Here is a 22,582-nt window from a genome sequence, read left to right as displayed (position 1 = left end):
ACCGCCGCGCCACTCTTGCGCCACTCGGGAGCGAGTCCGTCACGGGCTCGCTCCCGCGTTTTCGACTACGTGTCTCAGTGCGTGAACGCCCCGGCCCGTCGTCAAGCGATCGATCCAATGGCCGTCAAGAAGACGCTGTGAGCATCGGACCACCTGTCGGACACGCCAAGGAGGAGCACAAGGTGACGACTAGCACGAACCGCCCCCTCCCCAAGGATGAGCAGGGAAAACTCGTCGATGCCGACCGCCGCGTCATGCACTCCCACATGCGCGGTGACGACACGCGCCGCACCGTGATCGTGCAGGCGCAGGGCTGTCAGCTGTGGGACACCGAGGGCCGCCGCTACCTGGACGCCACCGCGGGCCTCGCGTTAACGCAGGTCGGCCACGGCAGGCGGGAACTCGGGGAAGTGGCCGCCGCGCAGATGGCCAAGCTGGAGTACTACCACACCCGTTGGGGGTTCACCAACGACCGCGCCATCGAGCTCGCGGCCCGCCTGACGGAGCTGGCACCCGACGGCCTGGACCACGTGTACTTCACCAGCGGCGGCGCGGAGGGCAACGAGATCGCGCTGCGCATGGCCCGGCTCTACCGCTACCGCACCGGCCAGCCGGACCGGACGTGGATCCTCGCGCTGGACAAGGGGTTCCACGGCATCAGTTACGGCGCGAGCAGCATGTCGGGGGGCGCGGAGGCGCACCTCGGCTTCGGCCCCATGCTGCCGCACATCCGGTTCCTGACCACCCCGGACGTCTTCCACCGCGAGGCGTTCGACGGCGAGGACGTGACCGAGTTCTGCCTGCGCGAACTGCGGGCGACCATCGAGGAGATCGGGCCCGAGCGGATCACCGCCATGATCGGCGAGCCGGTCCTCGGCCCTGGCGGCATGATCGTTCCGCCGGACGACTACTGGCCCCGCGTGGCCGCGCTGCTCCGCTCGTACGGCATCCTGCTGATCTCCGACGAGATCGTCACGGCCTTCGGCCGCCTGGGGCACTGGTTCGCGGCCGAGCGCACCGGCGTGACGCCGGACATCCTGGTCACCGCCAAGGGCATCACCTCGGGGTACATCCCGCACGGCGCGGTGCTGGTCAGCGGCGAGGTCGCCGAGGCGGTCGGCAAGGACGACGGCTTCCCGGTCGGCTTCACCTACAGCGGGCACGCCACCGCGTGCGCCGTCGCCCTCGCCAACCTCGACATCATCGCGGGGGAGGACCTGCTCGGCAACGCCGTCAAGGTGGGCGCCCACCTCGCGGACCGGCTGCGCGAACTGCTGGACCTGCCCACGGTCGCGGACGTGCGGCAGATCGGGCTGATGGTGTGCGTCCAGCTGGTGTCCGACAAGGAGACCCGGGCGCCGCTGCCCAACGGGACGGAGGCCCTGACCGACGAACTGCGGGACGGGTTCGGCGTGCTGGTACGCGGCATGCCGAGCGGCGTGATGCTGGTGCCGCCGCTGGTCCTCAGCCGGGAGGAGGCCGACGAGGCGGCCGGGGCACTGCGCGAGGTGCTGAGCCGTATGACGCCGGACGGCCTGCTCCTGTAGGCGCGGCCTCCGCCCCGCTCCCGCACTTCCCGTACCGCGGCGGTGCGGGAGCGGGGCGGACTGCAAGACCGGCCGGCGGTCCGCCCGACAGGCCGGTGATATTTGTAACGTGTCACACGCCGCCACAGCACACGGAGATGCCATGGCCGACGAGCTGATTCTTTGTTACCGGATTTACACTCCCACGAACCAGATCGGCGCATGGCTCTCCGAAGCCATGGACCGCATCCGGCTGATCACCAGCGACGAGACACGCGACGCCTACGCGCCGGACTTCCCGAACCTGGAGTCCGTGCCGGAGTACGTCACTTCACCCGAGGTCGAGCGCCGCATGGACGCGATCTGCGAGCGCGGTGGCACCAAGGCCGTCATTCACGTGACGGAGGACGACATCCTCCGCTGCGCCCGGGTACGGGACCGGTACGGCATCCCGGGGCTCCGCCTGGCCGACGCGCTGCCCTGGCGCGACAAGTACCACATGAAGCAGTGGATGAGGGAGGCCGGCGTCCCCACGGCGGATTTCCTGGTACCCGCCGATACCCGGGACGCGCTGGAGTTCGCCGAGCGGGTCGGCTACCCCCTGGTGGCCAAACCCCGCCTCGGCTTCGCCTCCCGCGGGGTCGAGCTGCTGTCCGGGCCGGACGAGGTGCAGCGCGCGGCCGCGGACTGGGACTTCGACGACCTGCTCCTGGAGTCCTACGTCGAGGGCGGCACGATGTACCACGTCGACGGGTTCACGGACTCGGCCGGTGTGACGTACGCCCAGGTGTCCCGCTACGTGAACGGTTGCCTGTCCTTCGCGGAAGCGCTTCCGCTGGGCAGCGTCCAACTCGACCCGGGGTCCCCGGAGTCCGTCGAGCTGACCGCGTACACCGAGCGGGTCGTGGCCGCCCTGCCGGACGTCGGCTTCTGCCCCTTCCACCTGGAGGTGTTCCGCACCCCGGACGGCGGGCTGGTCTTCTGCGAGATCGCCTGCCGGCTCGGCGGAGCCCACGTCGTGGAGACCCTGACACTCGCGACGGGCGTCAACCCCCTGCGCCTGTGGCTCCGCCACCAGGCCGGTCTGGAGGACGGCCGGCAGACCGTCCTCGCCGACCAAGGCAGGCGGTACGGATGGCTGTTCGTGCCGCCGAAGGCGGGACGGCTGCTGTCGATCCGCGAACCCGAGGACACCGCCTACATACGCCAGTACTCGATCAGGACCACCGCACCCCGGACGTTCGACGGAGCGCATTCGAGCTCGGACTCCATAGCGACCTTCGTGGTCGACGGGGCGGACAGCGCGGAGGTGGAGCAGAACCTGCGTGCGTGCGTCGACCTGATGGGGACCCTGGCGACATGGGAGGACGAGCGCGAACAGGCCCTGGCGGGCTCGTCCGGATGACGGTGTGGGAGGGCCTCCTCGGCGCCCGCGTCACTCCGCCGGTGCGCATGCTGCTGGTCCTGGCCTCGCTCGGCTACGCGGGCCAGTGGACGATGACCGCCTACCTGACGATCTACGTCGTCACCACCCTGCCCGTCACACAGGCGACGGCGGGTCTCCTGCTGGCCGCGGCGTCGGCGGTCGGGCTGGTCGCCGGGCCGGCCGGCGGACGGCTCGCGGATGCCACCAGCCGACGGGCCGTACTGCTGATCGGTACCGCGGTCCAGGGCGCCGCGGCACTGCTGCTGCTCCTGGTGCCGCGCGAACCCGCGGCCGGCATCGGGGCCGCGGCCCTGCTGACCACCGGCGCGACGCTGCGCACCACGGCGTTGAACGCCCTGGCGGCCGACGTCTCCACGGAGGCCGACCGCGACACGACGTTCGCGCTGATGCGCATGGTGATGAACATCGCGGCCGTCGTCGGCACCGCGCTCGGGGCCGTCCTGGTCCCCGTCGGCTGGGAAGCGGTCTGGGCGACCTCACTGGCGGCCACCCTGCTCGGCCTGGTGCTCTGCCGGTGGTTGCGCGCCCCCGGCCCCGGCGCTCCCCGGGCAAACACCGCGTCGTACGAGGCCGAGGCGGAGGGCGAGGGCGAGGCCCCGCCCGTGCCAGGCCGGAAGCGGGCCGTGCGGGTCGCCGCGGCAGCGAGCCTCCTGGCCTGCACCGTCTACAACTGCTTCGAGATCGTGTTCCCGGTCGCCGCGGTCCGGGAGTACGGCCTGTCACCGTCACTGTGGGGACTGCTCTTCCTCCTCAACCCCGTCATCGTGCTGCTGTTCCAGGTGCGACTGGTCGCCTGGACCGGAGCGCTGAACCGCGGCAGGCGGCTCATGCTGGCGACCTGCCTGATGGGGACCAGCTTCATGATCCTTACGGTGACGCGCGGCGCGGCGGCGATCGCTGCCGTGGTCGTGGTGTTCACGGTCGGGGAGATCCTGCTGGGACCGACGATGCAGGGGCTGCTCATCGCGCTGGCCCCCGAGGACAAGCGGGCCGGCGCGATGGGGTTGCTGTCCGCCGTGACCACCGGAGGCGTCATCCTGACCACGGCCGGCGGCATCCCGCTGCTCGCCGCCGCGGGCGGGAGCCTCACCTGGGTGGTGGTGACCGTCGTGGCCGTCGCGAGCGGCTTGCTGTTCGGGCGGGCCCACCGGGCGGTGGAGCGGACGACGCGCAGCGCGCCGCAGCGCGCCTGACCCGGAAGGGAACCCGACCGCACCACGCCACCGGAATCACAGATAGAGCGCCCGGTTGATCGGAATGCCCTGCTCCTGGCAGCCGCGCTCGTAGTGGTCGATGAACCAGAAGACGTCGATCACCTCGGTCACCCTGTCCTGCTCGTCGAGGAACTCCACCGGCCCGTTCAGCCAGAAGACGGTCTTCATGCCCTCGTCGGAGGCCAGGGTGTGGGTGCGGCCGGGGCTCTCCCGGATGAAGTCGCCCGGCCGGCCGACCCAGTCGTACTCCAGGTACCGCCAGCTCCCGTCGAGCACATAGCCCGAGACCGGGCCGCGGTGGCGATGGCGGCCCAGCGTCCCGCCGGCCTGCACCCACAGGACGTTCGCGGCCGAGCTGCCGCGGACGTCGAACGTCACATGCTTGATCATCACCTGCGGCACGAACGGGAGCCACGGCGAGGCCGCCTCCGCGATATGGCCTTCGGGCAGCGCATACTGGTCCCGGCGCCGGTCGATCCTCGCTTCGATCGCGGCCAGGCTCTCCGCACTCGGGTCCGAGCTGATCGTCATGGCTGACGTCCTTCCTGTTGAAGCTGGAACGGACTCGCACGTACACCATGTTCAACGCCTCTCGCCCGGCACAACAGTGCCTTCCAGGACGGTCGGTCACAGCTGCGGAGCGACGGCCGAGGCGCCGCGGCTCACTGCTCGCGCGCGCCGCCGGCCGCGGTGAGTACCGCGGAGGCGATGTCGCGGGCCGTGCGGGCGGCGTCCGCTCCCAGGAGGGAGGACGTCACCATGGCCCCCTCGATCAGAATGTGGATCTGCTCGCCGACGCCGCGCGCGTCGGCGTAGTCCCCGGCCAGCTCGGTCAGGTAGTCGCGGAGCAGGGTCTTGTGTTCCTGCACCGCTTCGGCCACGAGCGGATGGTTCTCGCGGCCGTTCGCTCCGAGTTCGGCCCAGGCGTTGACGAAGGCACACCCCCGGAACCCGGGCCGGCCGGCGGTTTCCCGCATGCAGTCGAAGGCCGCGAGCAGACGTGCCTGCGAGCCGGCCGGGGGCGGGGCGGTCTCCTCGACGGACGCGGCCAGTTGCGTGCGCAACCGCCGCCCGTGCGCCTGGAGGTAGGCGGCCACGAGGTGGTGCTTGGAGGGGTAGAGCTTGTACAGCCGCGCGAGCGAGACCTCCGCGCGGTCCCGGACCTGGGTCATCCGCACAGCGTGGACGCCGTACTGGTAATAGAGCTCTTCGGCGGCCTCCAGTACGCGCGATCGCCCCTCGTCGCGGTCCACCGCTGTCACCCGGGCCTCCTCGTACGCCAGAACACCGGTTCTAGTGTACGGGTGCGTTCTCCGGGGTGAACCACTCGCCGGGCGGCGTGACCAGGGGAGTGATGCCCAGCTCCCGCGCGCGCTTCTCGAAGCGCTCGACCGCCTGCGGGGTCTCCACGTAGATGGGGGGCTTGTGCAGCGTGCCGTAATGGATGGGCACCGCGATGCGAGCGCCCAGAATGTGGGCGGCGACCGCGGCTTCCTCCGGCAGCATGACCGCGTTGAAAGGGCTCGGCGGCTGGAGGTGGGGGAGTTCGACTATCGGGCCGTTGATGGGGACGAAGGCGATGTCCACCGGGCCGAAGCGGCGCGCGATCGACCACCAGTGGCCGTGGAACACGGTGTCACCGCCATGGAAGACGCGCAGGCCGTCGCACTCGACGACCCAGCAGAGCTGCGGATCCCCCAGCCCGTCGACGGAAGGCCCGGCGCCGATACGGAACGGACCCGCGCTGCGTGTCTCCCACGGCCGCACCACCTCGGTCGCGACGCCGTGCTCGCGGAACGAAGCCTCCGGTCCGCAGGTCCACTTGAGGTCGTCCTCGGGCCCGGTGACCGGTTCGGGCCGGTACACCGGCGCACCGGGAGCGAGCGCCTTGCGGATCGCCACCAGGTCGGCGTGGTCGGAATGCAGGTGCGTCACCAGCGCCGCCGCCGTCTCCCCGGGGCGGGAGGCCGTGGGGAACCTCTCGTCCGAGAACAGCGGCGAGGTGTCCTCGACGAGGTCGACGACCAGCGTCCGCCCGTCATGTTCGAGCTCTATGCCGGCCCATCCCAAACGTCGCAATCGCACAGCGTCTCCTTCGCTTCACGGTCCGGCCCGCTCGGGCCTGCTGGACAGCAGGCGCTAGAACCATGGTTCTTAGAATGGCCGTTCTTAACGTAGCAGAACGGGCGTTCTAGCCGCCCGCGCCTTGGTGCCGCTACCATGCGCGGCATGATCGACTCGTATGCGGGCCTGGACGACGCCGGCGTTGCGACGGCGGCGGCACGTGCCGGCGCGGACGTGGTGCGCGACATGTACGGTCAGCGGCTCACCCGCATCGACAAGGGGGCCGGGGACTTCGCGACCGGCGCCGATGTGGCGGCCGAGAAGGCGATCCTCGGCGTCGTCCGCGCCGCCCGGCCCGACGACGCCGTGCTCGGCGAGGAGGGCGGGCAGCAGGGCGTCGCGGGAGCCGCACGCCAGTGGTTGGTGGACCCCCTGTGCGGCACGCTGAACTACGCCGTCGGCAACATGCTGGTGGCCGTCAACGTGGCGCTGCGCGACGGCGCGGCGGCGGTGGCCGACCCGTTCGGCGGCGAGGTCTTCTTCACCGACGGTGAGACTGCCTGGGTGCGGCAGGACGGTGTCGACGTCCGGCTGGCGCCCACCCCCTCCACCCGTCTCGTGGACGTCAACCTGGACCCTCCATTCCCCGGCGCGCCGGCGTTCCGGGCCGTGGACCTGCTGGCGCGCCCGGAGTTCGTGCAGCGGTTCCGGCCCCGGGTCGTCTCCACGACGCTCGCGCTGGCCTGGGTCGCCGCCGGCAAGCGCGCCGCATACGTCACCGATGGCGTCGGCCTGTCCGCGAGCGTGCACTTCGCTGCCGGTATCGCGCTGTGCCGGGCTGCCGGCTGCGTGGTCACCGGGACCGACGGCGGCCCGCTCGGGCCGGCAGGCCGCGGACTCGTCGTGGCCGCGGATGGCGGAACTCACCGGCTGCTCATGTCGATGATCCGCGGTCGCGGACCGGCTTCCGGCATAGGCTGACATCCTGTACATGACGGACAGGAGGCAGAAGTGGCCGAGACGACGCCGACCGGGTCGACGGTGGCGGAGGTGATGGCCGAGCTGGCCGGACTTGAGGACCCGAAAACACGCGAGGTGAACGAGAGACACGGTGACGATCACGGTGTGAACCTCGGCAAGCTGCGCGCGCTGGCCAAGCGCTTGAAGACGCAGCAGGAACTCGCGTACGGGCTCTGGGAGACAGGTGACACCGCGGCGAGGCTGCTGGCGACCCTGGTCTGCCGGCCGAAGGCTTTCGGGCGCGACGAGCTGGACGCCATGGTGCGCGAGGCCCGTACACCCAAGGTGCACGACTGGCTCGTGAACTACGTGGTGAAGAAGAACCCGCACTCCGAAGAGCTGCGATCGGCCTGGATCGCCGATCCGGATCCGGCGGTCGCGAGTGCCGGATGGGCGCTGACCACCGAACGTGTCGCGAAGAAGCCGGAGGGTCTCGACCTCTCAGGACTGCTCGACGTCATCGAGGCAGAGATGAAGGGCGCCCCGGAGCGCCTGCAGTGGGCGATGAACCACTGCCTGGCGCAGATCGGGATCGAGCACGCCGAACACCGCGCCCGTGCCGTGGACATCGGTGAGCGCCTGGAAGTCCTCAAGGACTACCCGACGTCCCCGGGCTGCACGTCCCCCTTCGCGCCCGTATGGATCTCCGAGATGGTGCGCCGACAGCACGACGCGGGGCGTTGACCGGTCCCTGAGCTTGTTCTTCAAGGTGTGAGGGTGCCGCAGCTGCGACAAGAGCTGGCCGGACTGCCGCAGCCGCGGGCTGCTGACGGGCGCCTGGGTCTGGCGGTGGACATCACCCACTGGTTGCGGCCGTACGCGCCGACCAGTGCGGACCGCTTGTTCTGCGTCTGCCACGTCTGCGGGCGCAGCGGCCGGTCCTCGGACCAGCTCGTGCCCGGCTGGCCCTGCGCGTTCGTTGCCGCACTGGAGCCGGGCCCCGCGGCGGACACCCGCCCCAGCACGGCGGCGAGTTCCGGGCCCGGGTGCCGGCCTCGGATCAGCGCATGTGTGACGCCTGGGCCCACCGTGGCCGGTCGGGCCGACCGTGTTCGGCCGTCGGCCAATTCCCGTGCAGAACTGTTGTTTTACGGTGCGCGTTGTGCCTAAATGTTTGACTATGTTTCCTTCTTCGCGTCACCTGAGCCTGCGCGACAGAGGCGTACCGCACCGGAGACACCGCGTGAGACGCTCCCGGCTTCCCTCGCCCCGGTTGCTCCTCCCGGCCCTGCTGTTCACCCTCGCCGCGTCGTTATCCGTCAGTGGCCCCGCCCCCTCCGTGTGGGCGGCAAGTCAGGCCGCGGACCGCGCCGCGAAGGCCCAGCGTGCGGGCGGGCACGGCCTCAAGGGCGAGTACTTCCGGATGTCCGAGCCCGGCGCCCGCGACTTCGCCGAGCTGGGCGGGACGACCCTGGAACCGGCCGTCGACTTCCCCGACCTGAGCTCCACCTTCCGGTTCGTCACCGGGCGCACCGAGCACACCACGGCACGGTGGAGCGGGAAGGTCGAGGTGCCCAAGAGCGGAAAGTTCACCTTCTTCGCCAAAGGCGACAACGGCTTCCGGTTCTTCATCGACGGCAAGCAGGTCGTCGACCACTGGAAGCCCGATTGGGACGTCGAGGTCAAGAGCGAGCCCCTCGAACTCGCCGCTGGCCGGCAGTACGACTTCCGTTTCGAGATGTTCCAGGACACCGGCGGTTCCAACATGGCGCTGAGCTGGCAGAGCCCGGACGTCACGAGGCAGCCGGTCCCGGAGTCGGCCTTCACGCCGCCGGACGGCTTCGAGCCGTACCCGGTGGACCTCGCCGTCGGCGCCGACGGGCGACGGCTGCGGGCGACGTTCCAGGACGAGGCCGGTGTGACCGAGGCGCTCAAGGACCATGTGATGCTGGAGGTCGACACCACGGACATGCCCGTGGAGTCGGCCGTCAGGGACGAGAGCGACCCGCGCTCCGTGGTCCTCACACCGGCCGGGCCCGTCCAGAAGGGCCAGCGGGTGCGCTTCGGCTACGACGGCAAGGGCGGGCTGACCAGTGGCGGGAAGCACGTGCCCATGGTGGTGCGCGCTGCCGGCAACCACTCCACCCACCGGCTGACCACCACGTGGGGCGACCAGGTCGACCCGGACAACCCGCTGCCCGAGTACCCCCGCCCGCAGGAGAGGCGGGCCAAGTGGGAAAACCTCAACGGTCGTTGGGAGTTCGCCGGCGCCCGGCAGGGTGAGCAGCCCCCGTTCGGGAAGCGGCTGGCCGAGAAGAGCACGGTGCCGTTCCCCGTCGAGTCCCAGCTCTCCGGGATCGAGCGGCACGAGGACCACATGTTCTACCGCCGGCTCGTCACCGTCCCCAAGAGCTGGCATGTCGGCAACGGGCAGCGCCTCAGGCTCAACTTCGGCGCCGTCGACTACGAGGCCCGGGTGTGGGTCAACGGCAAGCAGGTGGCCCGGCACACCGGCGGCTACACCGGTTTCAGCGCCGACATCACCGACGCGCTGAACAAGCGCGGCAAGCAGGAGATCATCGTAGGGGTCACGGACACCGCAGGCGCCAACCAGCCGAAGGGCAAGCAGACGCCGCACCCCGGGGGCATCTTCTACACCCAGTCCTCCGGTATCTGGCAGACCGTCTGGATGGAACCCGTCGCCAGGACGGCCGTCGACAGGATCGTCAGCACCCCGGACATCGGCAGCAGCACGCTCAAGGTGACGGCGGAGTCCCGCAACGCCTCCTCGCGGGCGAAGGTCACGGCCGTGGCGCGGAACAAGGAGGGTGAGGAGGTCGGCAGGGTCACCGGAGCGGCCAACGCGAACCTCAGCCTGAAGGTGCGGGACCAGCACCTGTGGTCGCCCGACGACCCCTACCTCTACGACCTCGAAGTCATCCTGCGCGACCGAGGGTCGGAGGACTCCGTCAAGAGCTACTTCGGGATGCGTTCCCTCGGCGTACAGAAGGTCGGCGGCCACCCCAAGCTCGTACTGAACGGCAAGTCCTTCTTCTCCCTCGCCATGCTGGACCAGGGCTTCTGGCCGGACGGCCTCTACACGCAGCCCAGCGACGACGCGCTCCGCTTCGACCTGGCGGGGCAGAAGCAGCTCGGCTTCAACGCGGTACGCAAGCACATCAAGGTCGAGTCGCCCCGCTGGTACTACCACGCGGACCGGCTCGGACTGCTGGTCTGGCAGGACTTCGTCTCCGGCGACATCACCGGCGAGCAGGGGCAGCGGGCCTTCGCCGACCAGGGCATGGAGATGTTGAAGCAGACGCACAACTCCCCGGCCGTCGGTGGTTACGTCGTCTTCAACGAGGGCTGGGGCGAGTGGGACCGCGAAGCCACCGGACGCCTTGCCGAGTCCGTCAAGGCCGCCGACCCCTCACGCATCGTCAACGCCCACAGCGGCGTCAACTGCTGCAACTCCAAGGGCGATTCGGGCAAGGGCGAGATCATCGATCACCACGACTACAACAACGCCGACCCGCCCGCACCCGACGACCACCGGGCCGCCATGGACGGCGAACACGGCGGCTTCACCCTGCGCACCCCCGGCCACATGTGGCCCGGCACCCCCGCCGTGATCTACAGCGGGGTGGCCGACACGGAAGCGCTGACCCGGAGGTACGTGGAGAACACCCGGAAGTTCTACCTGCGCCAGGCAGGTGAGCGGTTGTCCGGCTCGGTCTACACACAGGTCTCCGACCTGGAGAACGAACTCAACGGCTTCTGGACGTACGACCGGCGCAAGCTCAAGGTCGATCCCGCCCGCGTCCGCGAAGTGAACCGCGAGGTCATCGCCGCCGGAGCGGCGGCGGGAGGCTGACCGCCCGCGCGTCCCGGACCCGGCCGGCCGGGCCCGGGACGCGCGGCGGAGCCGCGGCGCAACGGGAAGGCGCTACTCGGCCTGTGTCTCCTCGTTCGAGTGCCGGCGAGGCGAAGGAGGGGCGGACGGTGGCCGGGGGAGATCCCCGGTGTCGGCGACGTGCTGGGCGACGGTGGTCAGCAGAAGCCGGTGCTGGGAGGCGTGGCGGCGCATGAGGGCGAACGCGTCGTGGAGGGACGTGTTGTGCCGGGCGGCGAGCGCGCCCTTCGCCTGCTCGATGACGATGCGGCTGTGCAGCGCGTTGTGCAGTTGTTCGTTGACGGTCTCGACGCGCCGTACGGTATGGGCGTGGAGCAGGCCGATGGTGGCCGCGTCGGCGAACGCCTGGGCCAAGGTGAGGTCGTCGGCAGGCAGCGGGCTGTCGGTGGCGCGCAGGAGCAGCAGGCTGCCGAGGACTTCCTCGCGCAGCCGCAGGGGTACGGCGCTGGCGTAGGTGTAGCCGACCTCGCGGGCCGATGCGCTGAAATCGCGCCAGGCGGCGGGGGCACGGGCGAGATTGCCGGGGGTGACGGCCTCGGCGGTGCGGTAGGCGTCCAGGGCCGGGCCTTCGCGCAGGGCCAGCTCCAGCACCTCGGCCAGGGCCGGGGTGGGGTCGCACGGGGCGGGGCTGTACAGGTGCGGGCCGGGGTAGGCCAGCAGGACCGCGACGTCGGCGACGGCGAAGATGTCGCGGCAGCGGACGGTCAGCTGCTGGAGGAAATCGATGACATCGAAGTCGGCGACGAGGGTGTCGGCGAGTTCGACGAAGGTTTCGGCGATCTTGTGTTCTCGGCTCATGTCCTGCTCCTCGGTGCGCGGGCGCGGACCGAGGGTGGTCCGCGTCGGGTGGCTTCATTGCGGCAGCTCACTCAGGATCTCCCGGGCCGCTTCGGCCAGCGGCTGTCCGGAGGCGAACGCCTGGGCCCGCAGCCGCACCAGCGCCTCGTCCATCGGCACGCCGAGCCGGACGCTGAGCACGCCGGTGGCCTGGTGCACCTCGACCCGGTGCAGGTCCACCACGCCCGCCTCCCCCGGCCCGTCGTCCCCCTCGGCCGCTCCGGAGCGCTCGGACAATCTGGCATCCGGCTGCCAGGCCAGCAGCCGGCCGGTCAGCGCGTCGGCCACCAGCAGCCCGTCCGCCGCCTGCCTGGGGGTCAGCGGTCCTGGCGTGGTGCGGTACCCGGTCAGCGTCCCGAACCACGCCGCTCCGCTGCGCACCGGCCACACGAACACCGCGCGTACTCCCAAGGCACCGGCTTCGGTGGCGAACTGCGGCCACCGGTCACCCGCAGCCGTTTGCAGATCCGCCACCTGAGAGGGCACGACGCCGAAGTCCGCCGAGAGCCCGGGGCCCTGCCCGAGGGTGAATTGCGCGTCCTCCAGCCGCGCGCTGACGTCGTTGCTGAACCACACCAGCTCCGCGCCCCACCGCAGGGAGACCGCGATGCCCTCCAGCCCCAGGGCGTGCGCGCACCGGACCGCCCAGATGCGGTGCTCATCCGCATCGACGGCCTGCTCCAGACCGACAAGCAGCTCCTGCACAGACACTTGGCGCTCCAACGCTGAGCCGCCCACCGACCAGGCGCACCGGCCCTTGAAGACGGCCATTTCCCGTACCGGAAAAGGCTACTCCTCGCCGCCCGTGCGGAACCCGCAGCACGGCCTTGCTCAGTGACCGAAGCCGCTCGGCCAACGCCACCGATCACCGTCCACCAACGCCACCGATCACCGTCCAGCAACGTCACCGATGACCGCCCACTCGAACTTCCGCGCGGAAGGACCACGTACTGGCCCGGGATTTTCGGTCAAGTGGCGTTAATGTTCTGGCTGGATCGGTCGCTGAGCGGTCGATACGCGTCATTCGTGAATGTTTCATTGATTCATGAACCTTCTGCTTCGTCTGCGCACAAGGTGTCCGTAAGCTGCCAGCAGTCCTGCCGCAGGTCCCGCGACGCGGCCCGCGCCACGCAGCTTCCGAGGAGATGGCCGCCATGAACACCCGGTGTCCCGAGCTGAGGGAGGGCTGCCGGATCGTGTGTCCGGTCGGCGAACTCGACTTGGCGGCAGCGCCGGCGCTCCGGGACCAGCTCAGGGGGAACGACGCCGCGCTCCCCGCGTTCGTGGTCGCCGACCTGCGGCGCGTGACGTTCATCGACAGCAGCGGGCTGCACGAACTGAAGACCGCTCACGCGCGCTGCGAGGCGGCCGGCGGCTGGTTGCGCCTGGTCTACGAGCACAAGGCCATCGACCTGCTGCTCGACCTGGCCGGGCTCGCGCAACGGTTCCCCCGCTACGCCACCGTCGAGGACGCCCGGCGGGACCGCGCGTTCACCGGCGGGCGAACGCGCGGCTGACGCCGGGTTCCGCCCGGGTCAGATGCCGGGCTCCGCGCTCACCGGGTGCGGGTGCGGTGGCGGCCAGGCGGGGCGGACGGCCACGGGCAGGCTGGCCAGCGCCCGGCTGACGGTGGGGAAAACGGCCAGTACCTCCCTGCTGCCGGTGTGGTCCAGCATCCACTGCACGCGGCGGCCCACACAGGCGAGCAGGAGGCGGCCGCGGCGCCTGCCGAGCAGCCAGTGCAACCCGAGCAGGCAGTTCAGCCCGCGCGAGTTGCAGTAGACCAGCGCCGAGCAGTCCAGGACGACGAAGCGGTACCCCGTGTCGACATAGCCGCCCATCGTCGTACGGAAGAACTGCTCTCCAATGTGATCGAGGGCGCCGCTGACGCGCACGACCACACACGCGTCGCAGTCGGCGACCACGTGGACCGCCAACCCGTTAGCGTGCGTCATATCGCACCTCCGAGCGGGATTCACACCCAACACCCCAAGGGCCGGGCAGACCACGCTATCCGTAGGCGGGCAAGGGAACCAGGTGGACGCGTCCCGGAGACGGGTCCTTGCGCCACCGGCCGCCCTCAGTCGCCGTACGGCCGAGGGTTTCCGTACACGGTGCTGCGGCGGCGGGTGGCGAGGCGCCGGCCGCCGCCCGCCGGGCGGCCACTGCCCGTACGCGGCCCCGGCGCCGGCAGCAGCGCGAACGGGCGGGCGAGCGGTACCAGTTGCAGCAAGCGGTACACGCACCGGGGCGGCTGGCGCAGATAGGCTTCTCCGCCGTGGGCGGCCGCCCTGGCACGTACCTCGCACAGCCACTGCAACCCACTGCAATCGAAGAAGGTGACCTGGCTCAGATCCAGCACCACCGTGCGTACGGCGGGCGACGACACCTGGGACAGGGCGGGCCGCAGACGCTGGGCGAGTTCCAGGTCGAGGTCGCCGCGGATCGTCAGCAGCAGCGTCTGCCCCTCCCGCCGCGCCCGCCAGCACGGCCCGCCGCCCCGGAGGTACGCGGCGGCCGCCCGCCGGGGCGGCACCCGTTCGGACCGCCACCAGCGGGCACCGGTACGTGCGAGGCGGCGCGCGGGAGCGTCGCGACCGCGGAAGTAGCGTGCGCACAGACCGGACACAGGCGTCTCCTCCGTCGGTGGACGACCCCCGGCCCGCCGGGAGCGGCCGGGTGGCGAGGACTGGCGCGGTGGGCGGTCGGACGTCGTCCAGCGCGTCGCGCCGGCCCCGTCCGTTCGGCCCCAATCGGTGTGATGCCCCCGAAGGCGCGCGGACAAGCACCGATCGCCGAGCCGTCCCACCGTGTTGCCCGCGCCACGTCCGGACCGTGCGTGGCCGTCACCCGAACGGGGCATGCATGGTACAGACCAGCCATCGCGATCCGGCCACCGAGGCTCGCCTCAAGACGCCGGCCGGCCCTTGGGGGAGTGAGCCGACCTTTGCGTACCCGTCGTCGCGCCCGCGTCCGGACGGCGCGGGCCGAATACCTCTTACCGCACGCCCACGAATCCGTCTTCTGGGCCCGGTTTCTGACCGCCGCCTTCCTGGCCAGGGACGAGACCGACGGCTGCGGCCCCGCCGACCCGGCCGACGCCTACCTGGTCGTCACCGAACTCGTCGCCAACGTCACCCGCCACACCAGCAGCAACTGCCGCCTGCGCCTGTGCGTCCAGGCCGACACCCTGACCGTCGAGGTACGCGACGACAGCCCCAAGTGGCCCAGCCTCCGCCCGTCCGGCGCCGGCGACGAGAGCGGTCGCGGCCTGACCATCGTGTGCGCCCTGGCCCACACCCTGGACGTCCTCGGCGAACCCGACGGCGGAAAAACGATCCGCGCCACCCTGAGCACCGGCTGACCACACAACACGGCCCGGCGCGGACGGCAACTGGCGCGCGCCCTCACCGGGCCGGAGTCCCCCCGGGCCTACCGGCGCCCGAGCAGCTCGGTGGCGATGGCGTGCGCCCACGCCCGTACCTGCTCGAAGTCCCGCCAGTCGTGGGCCATTCCCCGCTTCGCCATCGAGCGGGCGAGGCGGCCCTTCGGGTCCGGGGCGAGACGGCCGCCGAAGGTGGTGTGGCCGCGGGCCGGGAACCGGGACATGGCGCGTCGCACGCCCCGGGTCGGTGGGATGTCCTTCTCGGTGGCGCTGGCGTCGAGGGGGCCGCTGCTGAAACACCACACCGGACGCTCGCGCAGCTGGGGCTGCAGCCTGCGCGTGAGGCGGCGGGCGTCGCGGTGCCACCGGCCGGCGTACAGGCCGCCGCCGATGACGACCGCGTCGTAGGCGGTCAGGTCGCCGACCTCGGCGGCCGGGCGGGCCTCGGCGGTGAGGCCGTCCTTGTTCAGTGTCGCGGCGATCTCCTCGGCGAGGCCGGCGGTTCCCTGGTTCGTCGAGCCGTATGCGACCAGGACACGCTGGTTGGACATGGCGGTTCGCCTCCGTGGACGTTCGCGTGCGGGCGGTCAGATCTTGCGGAGCCATTCCTCCGTGATGCCGTGCAGGGCCTGCTCGGTGGGCCGCAGGTGGGAGTCGTCCTCCTGGTAGCCGAGCCGGTCGGTGACGCTGACGACGCCGTCGACGCGGCCGGCCAGCCGTACCGCGATGGGGACTTCGCTGCGCCGCTGGAGCTTGCCGGTGAGGGTGACGACGCCGTCGTGGACGGTCACCTCGACGGTGTGCGGGGCCAGCAGCAGCGTGCGGACGAGGACTTCGCCGATGACCTCGTCGCGGATCGCCCGGTCCGGGCGGCGGAAGACGGAGAGCAGGTCGCTGCGGGTGACGATGCCCATGAGGCGGCCTTCTTCGTCGGTGACCGGGAGGCGTTCCACATGGTGCGAGGCCATGGTGCGGGCTGCTTCGGTCACGGTCTGCCGGGGGCCGGCCGTCACGGCGGGCGCGGACATCAGCTCCCGGGCGGTACGGCCGCGGGTCTTGGCCCGTGCCCTGCGCGTCCGCCGCGGTCGCCAGGCGAGGAGGGTGCCCCGACGGCGCGGTGGGTCTTCCTGGGTGGCCTGGTGGAGCAGCAGGTCGGTCTCGGATATGACGCCGAGGACCTTGTCGTCGTCGTCCACGACGGGGACTCCGCTGATGCGGTGCCGCGCCAGCAGGTCGGCCACGTCCTTGAAGGAGGCGGCGGGGCCGGTCTTGATGACGTCGCGGTTCATGACCTGGTCGATCAGCCGGTGTTTCATGTCCTGACTTCTTCCTGCGGGCCGGGTGTCCGGAGGGCCGGGGTGGCTGGGTGACTGGAGGGACTGGGGTCAGTCGACGGGGACGAGGACGACCGGGCAGTGCGCGTGGTGGAGCATCGCGTGGGTGACCGGGCCCAGTTGCAGGCTGACGCGGCGGGGACGGCGGTGAACGGCCAGTACGGCCACGTCGGCGTGGCGGCTCGCCTCGACCAGGGCGTGCGCCGGGCCTTGCCGGACGGTCTCGGTGCGTACGCCGACGTCCCGGTATGTCTGCCGCAGGGGCGCGACGGCGTGCGGAGCGACGGCCTCGGCACCCTTGCGCAGGTGTTCCAGTTCGTCCCAGGTGAGGTGGTACGAGGGGCTGTGCGAGCCGCGTGGTGCCGCCGGGTACTGCCAGGCGTGCAGCACATGCAGTTCGGAGCCGTGCCGTGCCGCTTCCTGGAAGGCGTAGTGCAGGGCGTCGGTGTCGGCGTCCGATGTGATGCCGAGGGTGACGCGGTGGTGCTCGGTCTCGTTGTCGCCGCGTACGACCATCAGGGGCGTGGTGCAGTGGGCCGCCACGCGCAGGCTCACCGAGCCGAGCAGCAGGCCGGCGAAGCCGCCGTGGCCACGGGTGCCGACGACGGTCAGTGCGGCGTCGCGTCCGCAGCGCAGCAGGGCGTGGGTCGCGGACTCCGTGGTCAGGGACTCGCTGACGGCCAGGTGCGGGGCGCGGCCGCGGACGCGTTCGACGGCCGTGTCGACCAGGCGGCGCGCGCTGCTGTAGAGGAGCTTGCCGGTGTCATCGGTGACGCCGTAGTCGGGCAGCGGGTGCTTGCCCCAGGGCCAGCCGCAGAGGATTTCCAGGGACGCGTCGCGGCGTACGGCCTCGTCGGCGGCGCGGTCGAGGGCGCGTACGGCGGGGTCGGAGCCGTCGAAGCCGACGACCACCCGGCCGGGAAAGGACTTGGGTGCCGATGCCATCGCGGATGCCTCCTTCAATGGGCGCGCAGTCGGTGCGGATCCGGGCCGTGCGCCGTACACATCGGTCAGCCCCCTCTCCCGACGGGGTCCAGAACCCTTCACTGCCAGAGTGCGAGCCCGGCCCGCCCTTGGCTCTGGGCCGAACGGCCCTGGGCATGGCCTGTACTGCCCCTGCCCCTGCCCGGGCCGTCGCTGGCGGTGCGCGAGCAGCGGGAGGCCGGCCGCCGCCGTACATCCGGATGTCCCGCTGACGCTCCGGCCCGCCGGTGGCCGTGGTGCCGCGCCACTGAACCGACGGCCGAAATCCGCGTACCGCGCGCGCCCTGCTCGTGCACCGGGCTCCCTGCGCTGTTGCCCATCGCCTTAGGCTGCTTCGCAACGGGCAGGGCGGGGGAAAAACGGCGCATTGGGCGCGGCCCCGCTCCAGAAGAAGGGAACCCTATGACCCGCTCCCCTCAAGCACCCGAAGTCCGCACGGCGACCGGTACCGTCCGGGGCCGGTGGCGGGGCGGCGTGGCGGTGTTCCGGGGCATTCCGTATGCCCGGCCGCCGGTCGGTGACCTGCACCTGGCGGCGCCGGTGCCCGCGCTGCCCTGGGACGGGGTGCGCGAGGCCGACACCTTCGGGCCTCCGCCGCCGCAATCCCTCGCACTCGGATACGGCGCCGGGCCGCAGCGGGCCGAGGGCGCCGACGACTGGCTGACCGTCAACGTCTACAGTCCCGACCCCGGTGGGGCACGACTGCCGGTCATGGTCTGGCTCTACGGCGGCGTCTACCTGATCGGTTCGTCCGACGGGCCCGGTTATGACGGTACGGCGCTGGCCCGGCGCGGCACCGTCGTCGTGACGTTCAACCACCGGGTGGGCGCGGAAGGGTACGGGCAGTTCGAGGGCGCGCCGCCCAACCGGGGGCTGCTGGACCAGGTCGCCGCGCTGGAGTGGGTGCGCGACAACATCGCGGCCTTCGGCGGTGATCCGGACCTGGTGACCGTTTTCGGCGAGTCGGCCGGCGCGGGCGCGGTGGCCGCGTTGCTGGCGATGCCCCGCGCGGCCGGGCTCTTCCACCGGGCCGTGGCGCAGAGCGTGCCGGGCCCCTTCTACGGCGTGCCGCTGGCGGCGGACATCGGTACGGCCGTCGCCGCCGAACTCGGGGCGCCCCCTACGCTCGCCGGTCTCGCGCCGGTGACGCCCGACGCCCTGCGGGACGCGGCGGATTCCGTACTGAACAAGATGGCGGGCCACGAGACGCGGTGGGGCCGGGCGGCCCGTGCCCGGATGCCGTTCGCGCCGGTGATCGACGGCGATGTGCTGCCGCGGACCCCCTGGGAGGCGCTGCGCGCGGGGCAGAGCGCCGGCATCGACCTCGTCGTGGGGCACACGCGGGACGAATGCCGTCTGTTCACCGTGCTGTCGGGACGGCTCGGGAAAGTCACCGAAGAGGAAGCCGCCGCCACCATCGAATGGTTCGCCCCCGCCGCCGGGGCGCTTGCCTACCGGACGGGTTACCCGGACGCGAGCCCCACCGAGATGCACGACCTGGTGATGTCCGACTGGCTGTTCCGCATGCCGAGCCTCCACCTGGCCGAGGCCCACCTCAGCGGCGGCGGTACCTCGTACCTGTACGAACTGGCCTGGCCGAGTCCGGCCATGGGCGGCGTGCTCGGCGCTTGCCACGGGCTCGACGTTCCACTGGTCTTCGGTGCCTTCGACGGTGAGATCGCGGAACTGCTCCTGGGGGAGGAGCCTCCTCCCGAGGCCGGGGCGCTTTCGGAAGAGATGATGGCGGCCTGGACCGCCTTTGCCGGAACCGGTTCCCCCGGTTGGGCCCCGTACCGCCCCGAGGGCCGGCTGACCCGGGTGTTCGCCGCGGCCTCCGTCACGGTGCCGTACCCGGCGGAGACATCGCGTCTGATCTGGGCGGACTCGGATTTCGCCGCGCTGGAACCGATGTCTGGCGCGTAGCGGGCGGCAGGAAGGACGACGGGGCCGGCCGGCGGGCCGCGCGCCCGGCTCAGCCGTCCGCGCCCCGGCCGCCGCGAAGGCGTTCCGCGAGGACCGCTGCCTGGACGCGGCGGCCCACGCCGAGTTTCGCGAGGATCACGGAGATGCGGTTCTTGACGGTCTTCTCGGCGAGGTAGAGGCGTCGGGCGATCTGCCGGTTGGTCAGGCCCTCGCCGACGAGGGCGAGGATCTCGCGTTCCCTGGGGGAGAGGCGGGCCAGTTCGGGAGGCACGGGGTCTTCTTCGCCACGGACCCGTGCCATGACCCGCGCGGTGGCGGCCGGGTCGAGCAGCGATGCGCCGGCCGCCACCGTTCGTACGGCGTTCACCAGGTCGGAGCCCTTGATCTGTTTGAGGACGTAGCCGGCGGCGCCCGCCATGATGGCGTCGAACAGGGCCTCGTCGTCGTCGAAGGAGGTCAGCATCAGGCAGGCCAGCTCCGGCATCCGGGTGCGCAGTTCGCGGCAGACCTCGATGCCTTCGTGGTCGCCGTCCGCTGTGCCGGAGCCGAGCCGTACGTCCAGCACCGCGACATGGGGACGCAGGGCGGGGGCCCTGGCGAGGGCTTCGCGTTGGTCGGCGGCCTCGCCCACCACCTCTATGTCCGGTTCGCCGTCGAGCAGTTCGCGTACGCCCCGGCGTACCACCTCGTGGTCGTCCAGCAGGAAGACGCGGATCGGGGGCGGGCTGTCCGGTGCGGGCATGAGGGCCTCCCTCCGTCCCCGAGCGGCGGGCCGCTGCCTGCGTGATACCCGGCTCGGTGCTTCGATGATGCTCCTCTGCCGGCGGGTTCGTCAGCGGTCGGTGCGCCATGCCGGCGGCACGCCGGACGTCCTGCGCCCACAGGGCACAATGGTTTGTACGTTGTCGTTGCAGGCGTGCACTCCGGGGAGGGACGCCGTGGAACCACCGATCACGGCAAGCCACCGCAGGCCGACCGGGCGCGGTGGGGGTGCGACCGGCCGGCCGGCGCCTGCGGTGCTGCCCCCGTCGCTGCGCGCGTGGCTCGGGCTGATCGCGGTCCTTGCCGCGCTGGCGGTCGCCGTGCTCGGGGTCATGTACGCGGGCCACAGCCGGTCCGGCACGGTGGACAGGTGGTTCGTCCAGCCGACGGCGGACAGTGTGCAGCCGCCGTGGCGGCGCGTCGCCCTGGGCATCGACTTCCTGGGGGAGCCCGTCGGAGCGGCGACGCTGGTGGTGATCGCCGCGACGGGCTGTCTGCTGCTTCGGCGTCCTCGTGCCGCGGTGTTCGTCGTCGCGGGGGCGGGCGTCACCGTGGGGACGGCGACAGCGCTCAAGTTCGCGGTGGGACGCACCATCCACGGCGACGGCAACCTGTCCTATCCGAGCGGGCACACCGCCTTCGTCACCGCGCTCGCCCTTGCGCTGGCGCTGCTCGTGACCGGCCGGCTGGGCCTCGGCAGGACGGCCGGCACGTTACTCGTCCTCGCCGCGACGCTGGCGGCCGGCGCCGCCATGGGCTGGGCGCAGGTCGCTCTGGGCGCGCACTACCCGACCGATGTGCTCGGCGGCTGGTGCACCGCGCTGGTGCTGATACCGGCGGCCGGGTGGCTGGTCGACCGGGCGGCCGACGCCGGAGGCCGGCGGCGTCGTTGACGCCGCGTCACCTCACGCCAAGCGGCGGAACACCGGCTTGACCGGTCGTCCGGCCAGCCAGGGGGTGGGGTCCCCGGCGTCCAGTGCCTTCCGGTACACCGCACACGCCTGGGCCACCACGTTGACGGTGTGGTCGATGTCGGCGTCGTCGAGCGCGCTGCTCACCACGAACGACGGGGCCAGCACCCCACCTGCGAGAAGCTGCCGCAGGAAGAGGGTGCGGTACTGCTGCGACGGCTGCCGGTTCTCGTCGAGGGTGGCGAAGACGAGGTTGCTGGCCCGGCCCCGGACGACGATGTGGTCACCGACGCCCGTACCGGCCGCGGCTTCGCGGACTCCGGAGGCCAAGCGTTCGCCGAGGGCGTGCAGTCGGGCGGTGACGCCCTCCTCCACGTAGGTGGCCTGCACGGCCATCGCGGCTGCCAGGGAATGCGTTTCGGCGCCGTGCGTGGTGGACAGCAGGAACACCCGGTCGCGCGAGTGGCGCAGCCCGCCCCGCTCCATGAGGTCGCGGCGACCGGCCAGCGCGGAGACGGCGAACCCGTTGCCCAGCGCCTTGCCGAACGTGGAGAGGTCGGGGACGACGCCGTACAGGCCCTGGGCGCCCGCCTCGGACCAGCGCAGGCCGGTGATCATCTCGTCGAAGACCAGTACGCAGCCGTGCCGGTCGGCCAGTTCGCGCAGTCCCGCGAGGTACCCGGGCGGAGGCTCGGTGTGGGTGGCGGGTTCGAGGATCAGGCAGGCGACCTCGCCCTGGTACCGGGTGAGCAGTTCCTCCGTGGCGGCCAGGTCTCCGTACGGGAACGCCACGGTGAGGTCGGTGGTCGCCGCCGGAACGCCGGCGGACATGGGCGTGGTGCCGATGAACCAGTCGTCGGTGGAGAAGAAGGGGTGGTCGGCGCAGAGGGCGACCCGCGGGCGGCCGGTGGCGGCGCGGGCGAGGCGCACCGCGGCCGTGGTGACATCGGAGCCGTTTTTCGCGAACTTCACCATCTCCGCGGTCGGCACGGTGGCCAGGAAACGTTCCGCCGCCTCGACCTCCAGGATGGACGGGCGGACGAAGTTGCTGCCGCGGCCGAGTTCGCGGCGTACCGCCTCGGTCACGCGGGGGTGGGCGTGGCCGAGGCTGACCGACCGCAGCCCTGAGCCGTACTCGATGTAGCGGTTGCCGTCGATGTCCCACACGTGGGCGCCGTGGCCGTGGCTGATGACCGGGGCCAGGTGCTCGGGGTACTGGTCGTCGCCCTTGGCGTAGGTGTGCGCGCCTCCGGGGATCAGGGCGTGCAGCCGCTCGTTCGCCAGCCGCGACCGGGGGAGGAGGAACTCTTCGCTGTCCACGC

General features: G+C 71.6%; 21 protein-coding genes and 2 pseudogenes. 11 read left to right on the top strand and 12 right to left on the bottom strand.

The window, feature by feature from the left end; translation table 11 throughout:
- Positions 1–254 precede the first annotated feature (254 nt).
- The 3 genes from ACH4OW_RS34480 (at position 255) to ACH4OW_RS34470 (ending at position 4,166) form a co-directional block, all read left to right on the top strand.
- A complete protein-coding gene (locus tag ACH4OW_RS34480; RefSeq protein WP_398032139.1) occupies positions 255–1,547 on the top strand; it encodes an aspartate aminotransferase family protein in 1,293 nt (430 codons plus the stop codon).
- A gap of 142 nt (positions 1,548–1,689) precedes the next feature.
- The gene (locus tag ACH4OW_RS34475; protein WP_398032018.1) at positions 1,690–2,931 is read left to right on the top strand and encodes an acetyl-CoA carboxylase biotin carboxylase subunit family protein; all 1,242 of its coding nucleotides are present in this window, start codon (positions 1,690–1,692) and stop codon (positions 2,929–2,931) included.
- Positions 2,886–4,166, top strand: coding sequence for an MFS transporter (locus tag ACH4OW_RS34470; protein WP_398032016.1), 1,281 nt, complete (start codon positions 2,886–2,888; stop codon positions 4,164–4,166). The genes ACH4OW_RS34475 and ACH4OW_RS34470 overlap by 46 nt, the downstream gene beginning before the upstream one ends.
- Positions 4,167–4,202: 36 nt before the next feature.
- Here the strand turns inward: ACH4OW_RS34470 and ACH4OW_RS34465 are convergent, their stop codons facing one another.
- From ACH4OW_RS34465 to ACH4OW_RS34455, 3 genes are all read right to left on the bottom strand, one after another.
- Positions 4,203–4,718, bottom strand: a complete 516-nt coding sequence (locus tag ACH4OW_RS34465; protein ID WP_360134292.1) for a 2,4'-dihydroxyacetophenone dioxygenase family protein — start codon at positions 4,716–4,718, stop codon at positions 4,203–4,205.
- 131 nt (positions 4,719–4,849) lie between these two features.
- Positions 4,850–5,449: a TetR/AcrR family transcriptional regulator gene (locus ACH4OW_RS34460; protein WP_360134289.1), complete on the bottom strand. Its 600-nt coding sequence runs from the start codon at positions 5,447–5,449 to the stop codon at positions 4,850–4,852.
- Between the two features lie 31 nt (positions 5,450–5,480).
- The gene (locus ACH4OW_RS34455; protein WP_398032013.1) at positions 5,481–6,272 is read right to left on the bottom strand and encodes an MBL fold metallo-hydrolase; all 792 of its coding nucleotides are present in this window, start codon (positions 6,270–6,272) and stop codon (positions 5,481–5,483) included.
- A 144-nt stretch (positions 6,273–6,416) separates the two neighbouring features.
- Here ACH4OW_RS34455 and ACH4OW_RS34450 point away from each other — a divergent pair, with 144 nt between their 5' ends.
- The 4 genes and pseudogenes from ACH4OW_RS34450 to ACH4OW_RS34435 form a co-directional block, all read left to right on the top strand.
- Positions 6,417–7,232 carry an inositol monophosphatase family protein gene (locus ACH4OW_RS34450; RefSeq protein ID WP_398032011.1) on the top strand — a complete coding sequence of 272 codons (816 nt, stop codon included), beginning with the start codon at positions 6,417–6,419 and terminating at the stop codon, positions 7,230–7,232.
- 72 nt (positions 7,233–7,304) lie between these two features.
- Complete coding sequence (locus tag ACH4OW_RS34445; RefSeq protein WP_398032137.1) at positions 7,305–7,955, top strand: DNA alkylation repair protein; 651 nt, start codon at positions 7,305–7,307, stop codon at positions 7,953–7,955.
- Between the two features lie 27 nt (positions 7,956–7,982).
- Positions 7,983–8,255, top strand: a pseudogene (locus ACH4OW_RS34440) (transposase); the annotation flags it as partial.
- Between the two features lie 136 nt (positions 8,256–8,391).
- Positions 8,392–11,079, top strand: a pseudogene (locus ACH4OW_RS34435) (PA14 domain-containing protein); the annotation flags it as partial.
- A 78-nt stretch (positions 11,080–11,157) separates the two neighbouring features.
- Here the strand turns inward: ACH4OW_RS34435 and ACH4OW_RS34430 are convergent.
- Together ACH4OW_RS34430 and ACH4OW_RS34425 are read right to left on the bottom strand one after the other, a co-directional pair.
- Positions 11,158–11,922 (bottom strand): GAF and ANTAR domain-containing protein, encoded by a 765-nt coding sequence (locus tag ACH4OW_RS34430; RefSeq protein WP_398032010.1) that lies wholly within the window; start codon positions 11,920–11,922, stop codon positions 11,158–11,160.
- Positions 11,923–11,976: 54 nt separating this feature from the next.
- Positions 11,977–12,672, bottom strand: a complete 696-nt coding sequence (locus ACH4OW_RS34425; RefSeq protein ID WP_398032008.1) for an ANTAR domain-containing protein — start codon at positions 12,670–12,672, stop codon at positions 11,977–11,979.
- 443 nt (positions 12,673–13,115) lie between these two features.
- Between ACH4OW_RS34425 and ACH4OW_RS34420 the strand changes: the two genes are divergently transcribed.
- Entirely contained in the window at positions 13,116–13,478 is a 363-nt protein-coding gene (locus tag ACH4OW_RS34420) for an STAS domain-containing protein (protein ID WP_398032005.1), read from the top strand.
- Between the two features lie 18 nt (positions 13,479–13,496).
- On the opposite strand, the gene ACH4OW_RS34415 is transcribed toward ACH4OW_RS34420, so the two are convergent.
- Positions 13,497–13,916: an STAS domain-containing protein gene (locus ACH4OW_RS34415; protein WP_360134272.1), complete on the bottom strand. Its 420-nt coding sequence runs from the start codon at positions 13,914–13,916 to the stop codon at positions 13,497–13,499.
- Between the two features lie 125 nt (positions 13,917–14,041).
- The gene (locus tag ACH4OW_RS34410; RefSeq protein WP_398032003.1) at positions 14,042–14,590 is read right to left on the bottom strand and encodes an STAS domain-containing protein; all 549 of its coding nucleotides are present in this window, start codon (positions 14,588–14,590) and stop codon (positions 14,042–14,044) included.
- Between the two features lie 318 nt (positions 14,591–14,908).
- Here ACH4OW_RS34410 and ACH4OW_RS34405 point away from each other — a divergent pair, with 318 nt between their 5' ends.
- The gene (locus ACH4OW_RS34405) at positions 14,909–15,325 is read left to right on the top strand and encodes an ATP-binding protein (protein WP_360134266.1); all 417 of its coding nucleotides are present in this window, start codon (positions 14,909–14,911) and stop codon (positions 15,323–15,325) included.
- Positions 15,326–15,393: 68 nt separating this feature from the next.
- Here ACH4OW_RS34405 and ACH4OW_RS34400 read toward each other — a convergent pair whose 3' ends face one another.
- From ACH4OW_RS34400 to ACH4OW_RS34390, 3 genes are all read right to left on the bottom strand, one after another.
- Positions 15,394–15,897 carry a flavodoxin domain-containing protein gene (locus ACH4OW_RS34400; protein WP_398032001.1) on the bottom strand — a complete coding sequence of 168 codons (504 nt, stop codon included), beginning with the start codon at positions 15,895–15,897 and terminating at the stop codon, positions 15,394–15,396.
- A 36-nt stretch (positions 15,898–15,933) separates the two neighbouring features.
- A complete protein-coding gene (locus ACH4OW_RS34395; protein WP_398031999.1) occupies positions 15,934–16,662 on the bottom strand; it encodes a CBS domain-containing protein in 729 nt (242 codons plus the stop codon).
- Positions 16,663–16,731: 69 nt separating this feature from the next.
- The gene (locus ACH4OW_RS34390; RefSeq protein WP_398031996.1) at positions 16,732–17,625 is read right to left on the bottom strand and encodes a universal stress protein; all 894 of its coding nucleotides are present in this window, start codon (positions 17,623–17,625) and stop codon (positions 16,732–16,734) included.
- 441 nt (positions 17,626–18,066) lie between these two features.
- Here ACH4OW_RS34390 and ACH4OW_RS34385 point away from each other — a divergent pair, with 441 nt between their 5' ends.
- Positions 18,067–19,587: a carboxylesterase/lipase family protein gene (locus tag ACH4OW_RS34385; RefSeq protein ID WP_398031994.1), complete on the top strand. Its 1,521-nt coding sequence runs from the start codon at positions 18,067–18,069 to the stop codon at positions 19,585–19,587.
- A 49-nt stretch (positions 19,588–19,636) separates the two neighbouring features.
- Here ACH4OW_RS34385 and ACH4OW_RS34380 read toward each other — a convergent pair whose 3' ends face one another.
- Positions 19,637–20,329 carry a response regulator gene (locus ACH4OW_RS34380; RefSeq protein ID WP_398031991.1) on the bottom strand — a complete coding sequence of 231 codons (693 nt, stop codon included), beginning with the start codon at positions 20,327–20,329 and terminating at the stop codon, positions 19,637–19,639.
- 196 nt (positions 20,330–20,525) lie between these two features.
- Between ACH4OW_RS34380 and ACH4OW_RS34375 the strand changes: the two genes are divergently transcribed.
- Positions 20,526–21,242 carry a phosphatase PAP2 family protein gene (locus ACH4OW_RS34375; RefSeq protein WP_398031990.1) on the top strand — a complete coding sequence of 239 codons (717 nt, stop codon included), beginning with the start codon at positions 20,526–20,528 and terminating at the stop codon, positions 21,240–21,242.
- A 12-nt stretch (positions 21,243–21,254) separates the two neighbouring features.
- Here ACH4OW_RS34375 and ACH4OW_RS34370 read toward each other — a convergent pair whose 3' ends face one another.
- Positions 21,255–22,580: a glutamate-1-semialdehyde 2,1-aminomutase gene (locus ACH4OW_RS34370; protein WP_398031988.1), complete on the bottom strand. Its 1,326-nt coding sequence runs from the start codon at positions 22,578–22,580 to the stop codon at positions 21,255–21,257.
- Positions 22,581–22,582: the final 2 nt, after the last annotated feature.

The sequence above is a fragment of the Streptomyces sp. NPDC017056 genome, assembly GCF_044332485.1.
In the GTDB taxonomy this organism is placed as follows: Bacteria; Actinomycetota; Actinomycetes; order Streptomycetales; family Streptomycetaceae; genus Streptomyces.
The sequence above is the reverse complement of the archived record's forward strand: the minus strand, read 5'-3'. Positions and strand labels throughout refer to the sequence as shown.

What these genes read in the sequence shown, in the direction of transcription:
- ACH4OW_RS34430 (WP_398032010.1), bottom strand. Translation starts at nt 11,922, where the DNA reads ATGAGCCGAGAACACAAGATCGCCGAAACCTTCGTCGAACTCGCCGAC.
- ACH4OW_RS34415 (WP_360134272.1), bottom strand. Translation starts at nt 13,916, where the DNA reads ATGACGCACGCTAACGGGTTGGCGGTCCACGTGGTCGCCGACTGCGAC.
- ACH4OW_RS34450 (WP_398032011.1), top strand. Translation starts at nt 6,417, where the DNA reads ATGATCGACTCGTATGCGGGCCTGGACGACGCCGGCGTTGCGACGGCG.
- ACH4OW_RS34445 (WP_398032137.1), top strand. Translation starts at nt 7,305, where the DNA reads ATGGCCGAGCTGGCCGGACTTGAGGACCCGAAAACACGCGAGGTGAAC.
- ACH4OW_RS34395 (WP_398031999.1), bottom strand. Translation starts at nt 16,662, where the DNA reads ATGAAACACCGGCTGATCGACCAGGTCATGAACCGCGACGTCATCAAG.
- ACH4OW_RS34400 (WP_398032001.1), bottom strand. Translation starts at nt 15,897, where the DNA reads ATGTCCAACCAGCGTGTCCTGGTCGCATACGGCTCGACGAACCAGGGA.
- ACH4OW_RS34465 (WP_360134292.1), bottom strand. Translation starts at nt 4,718, where the DNA reads ATGACGATCAGCTCGGACCCGAGTGCGGAGAGCCTGGCCGCGATCGAA.
- ACH4OW_RS34390 (WP_398031996.1), bottom strand. Translation starts at nt 17,625, where the DNA reads ATGGCATCGGCACCCAAGTCCTTTCCCGGCCGGGTGGTCGTCGGCTTC.
- ACH4OW_RS34420 (WP_398032005.1), top strand. Translation starts at nt 13,116, where the DNA reads ATGAACACCCGGTGTCCCGAGCTGAGGGAGGGCTGCCGGATCGTGTGT.
- ACH4OW_RS34385 (WP_398031994.1), top strand. Translation starts at nt 18,067, where the DNA reads ATGACCCGCTCCCCTCAAGCACCCGAAGTCCGCACGGCGACCGGTACC.
- ACH4OW_RS34470 (WP_398032016.1), top strand. Translation starts at nt 2,886, where the DNA reads ATGGGAGGACGAGCGCGAACAGGCCCTGGCGGGCTCGTCCGGATGACG.
- ACH4OW_RS34380 (WP_398031991.1), bottom strand. Translation starts at nt 20,329, where the DNA reads ATGCCCGCACCGGACAGCCCGCCCCCGATCCGCGTCTTCCTGCTGGAC.
- ACH4OW_RS34480 (WP_398032139.1), top strand. Translation starts at nt 255, where the DNA reads ATGCACTCCCACATGCGCGGTGACGACACGCGCCGCACCGTGATCGTG.
- ACH4OW_RS34475 (WP_398032018.1), top strand. Translation starts at nt 1,690, where the DNA reads ATGGCCGACGAGCTGATTCTTTGTTACCGGATTTACACTCCCACGAAC.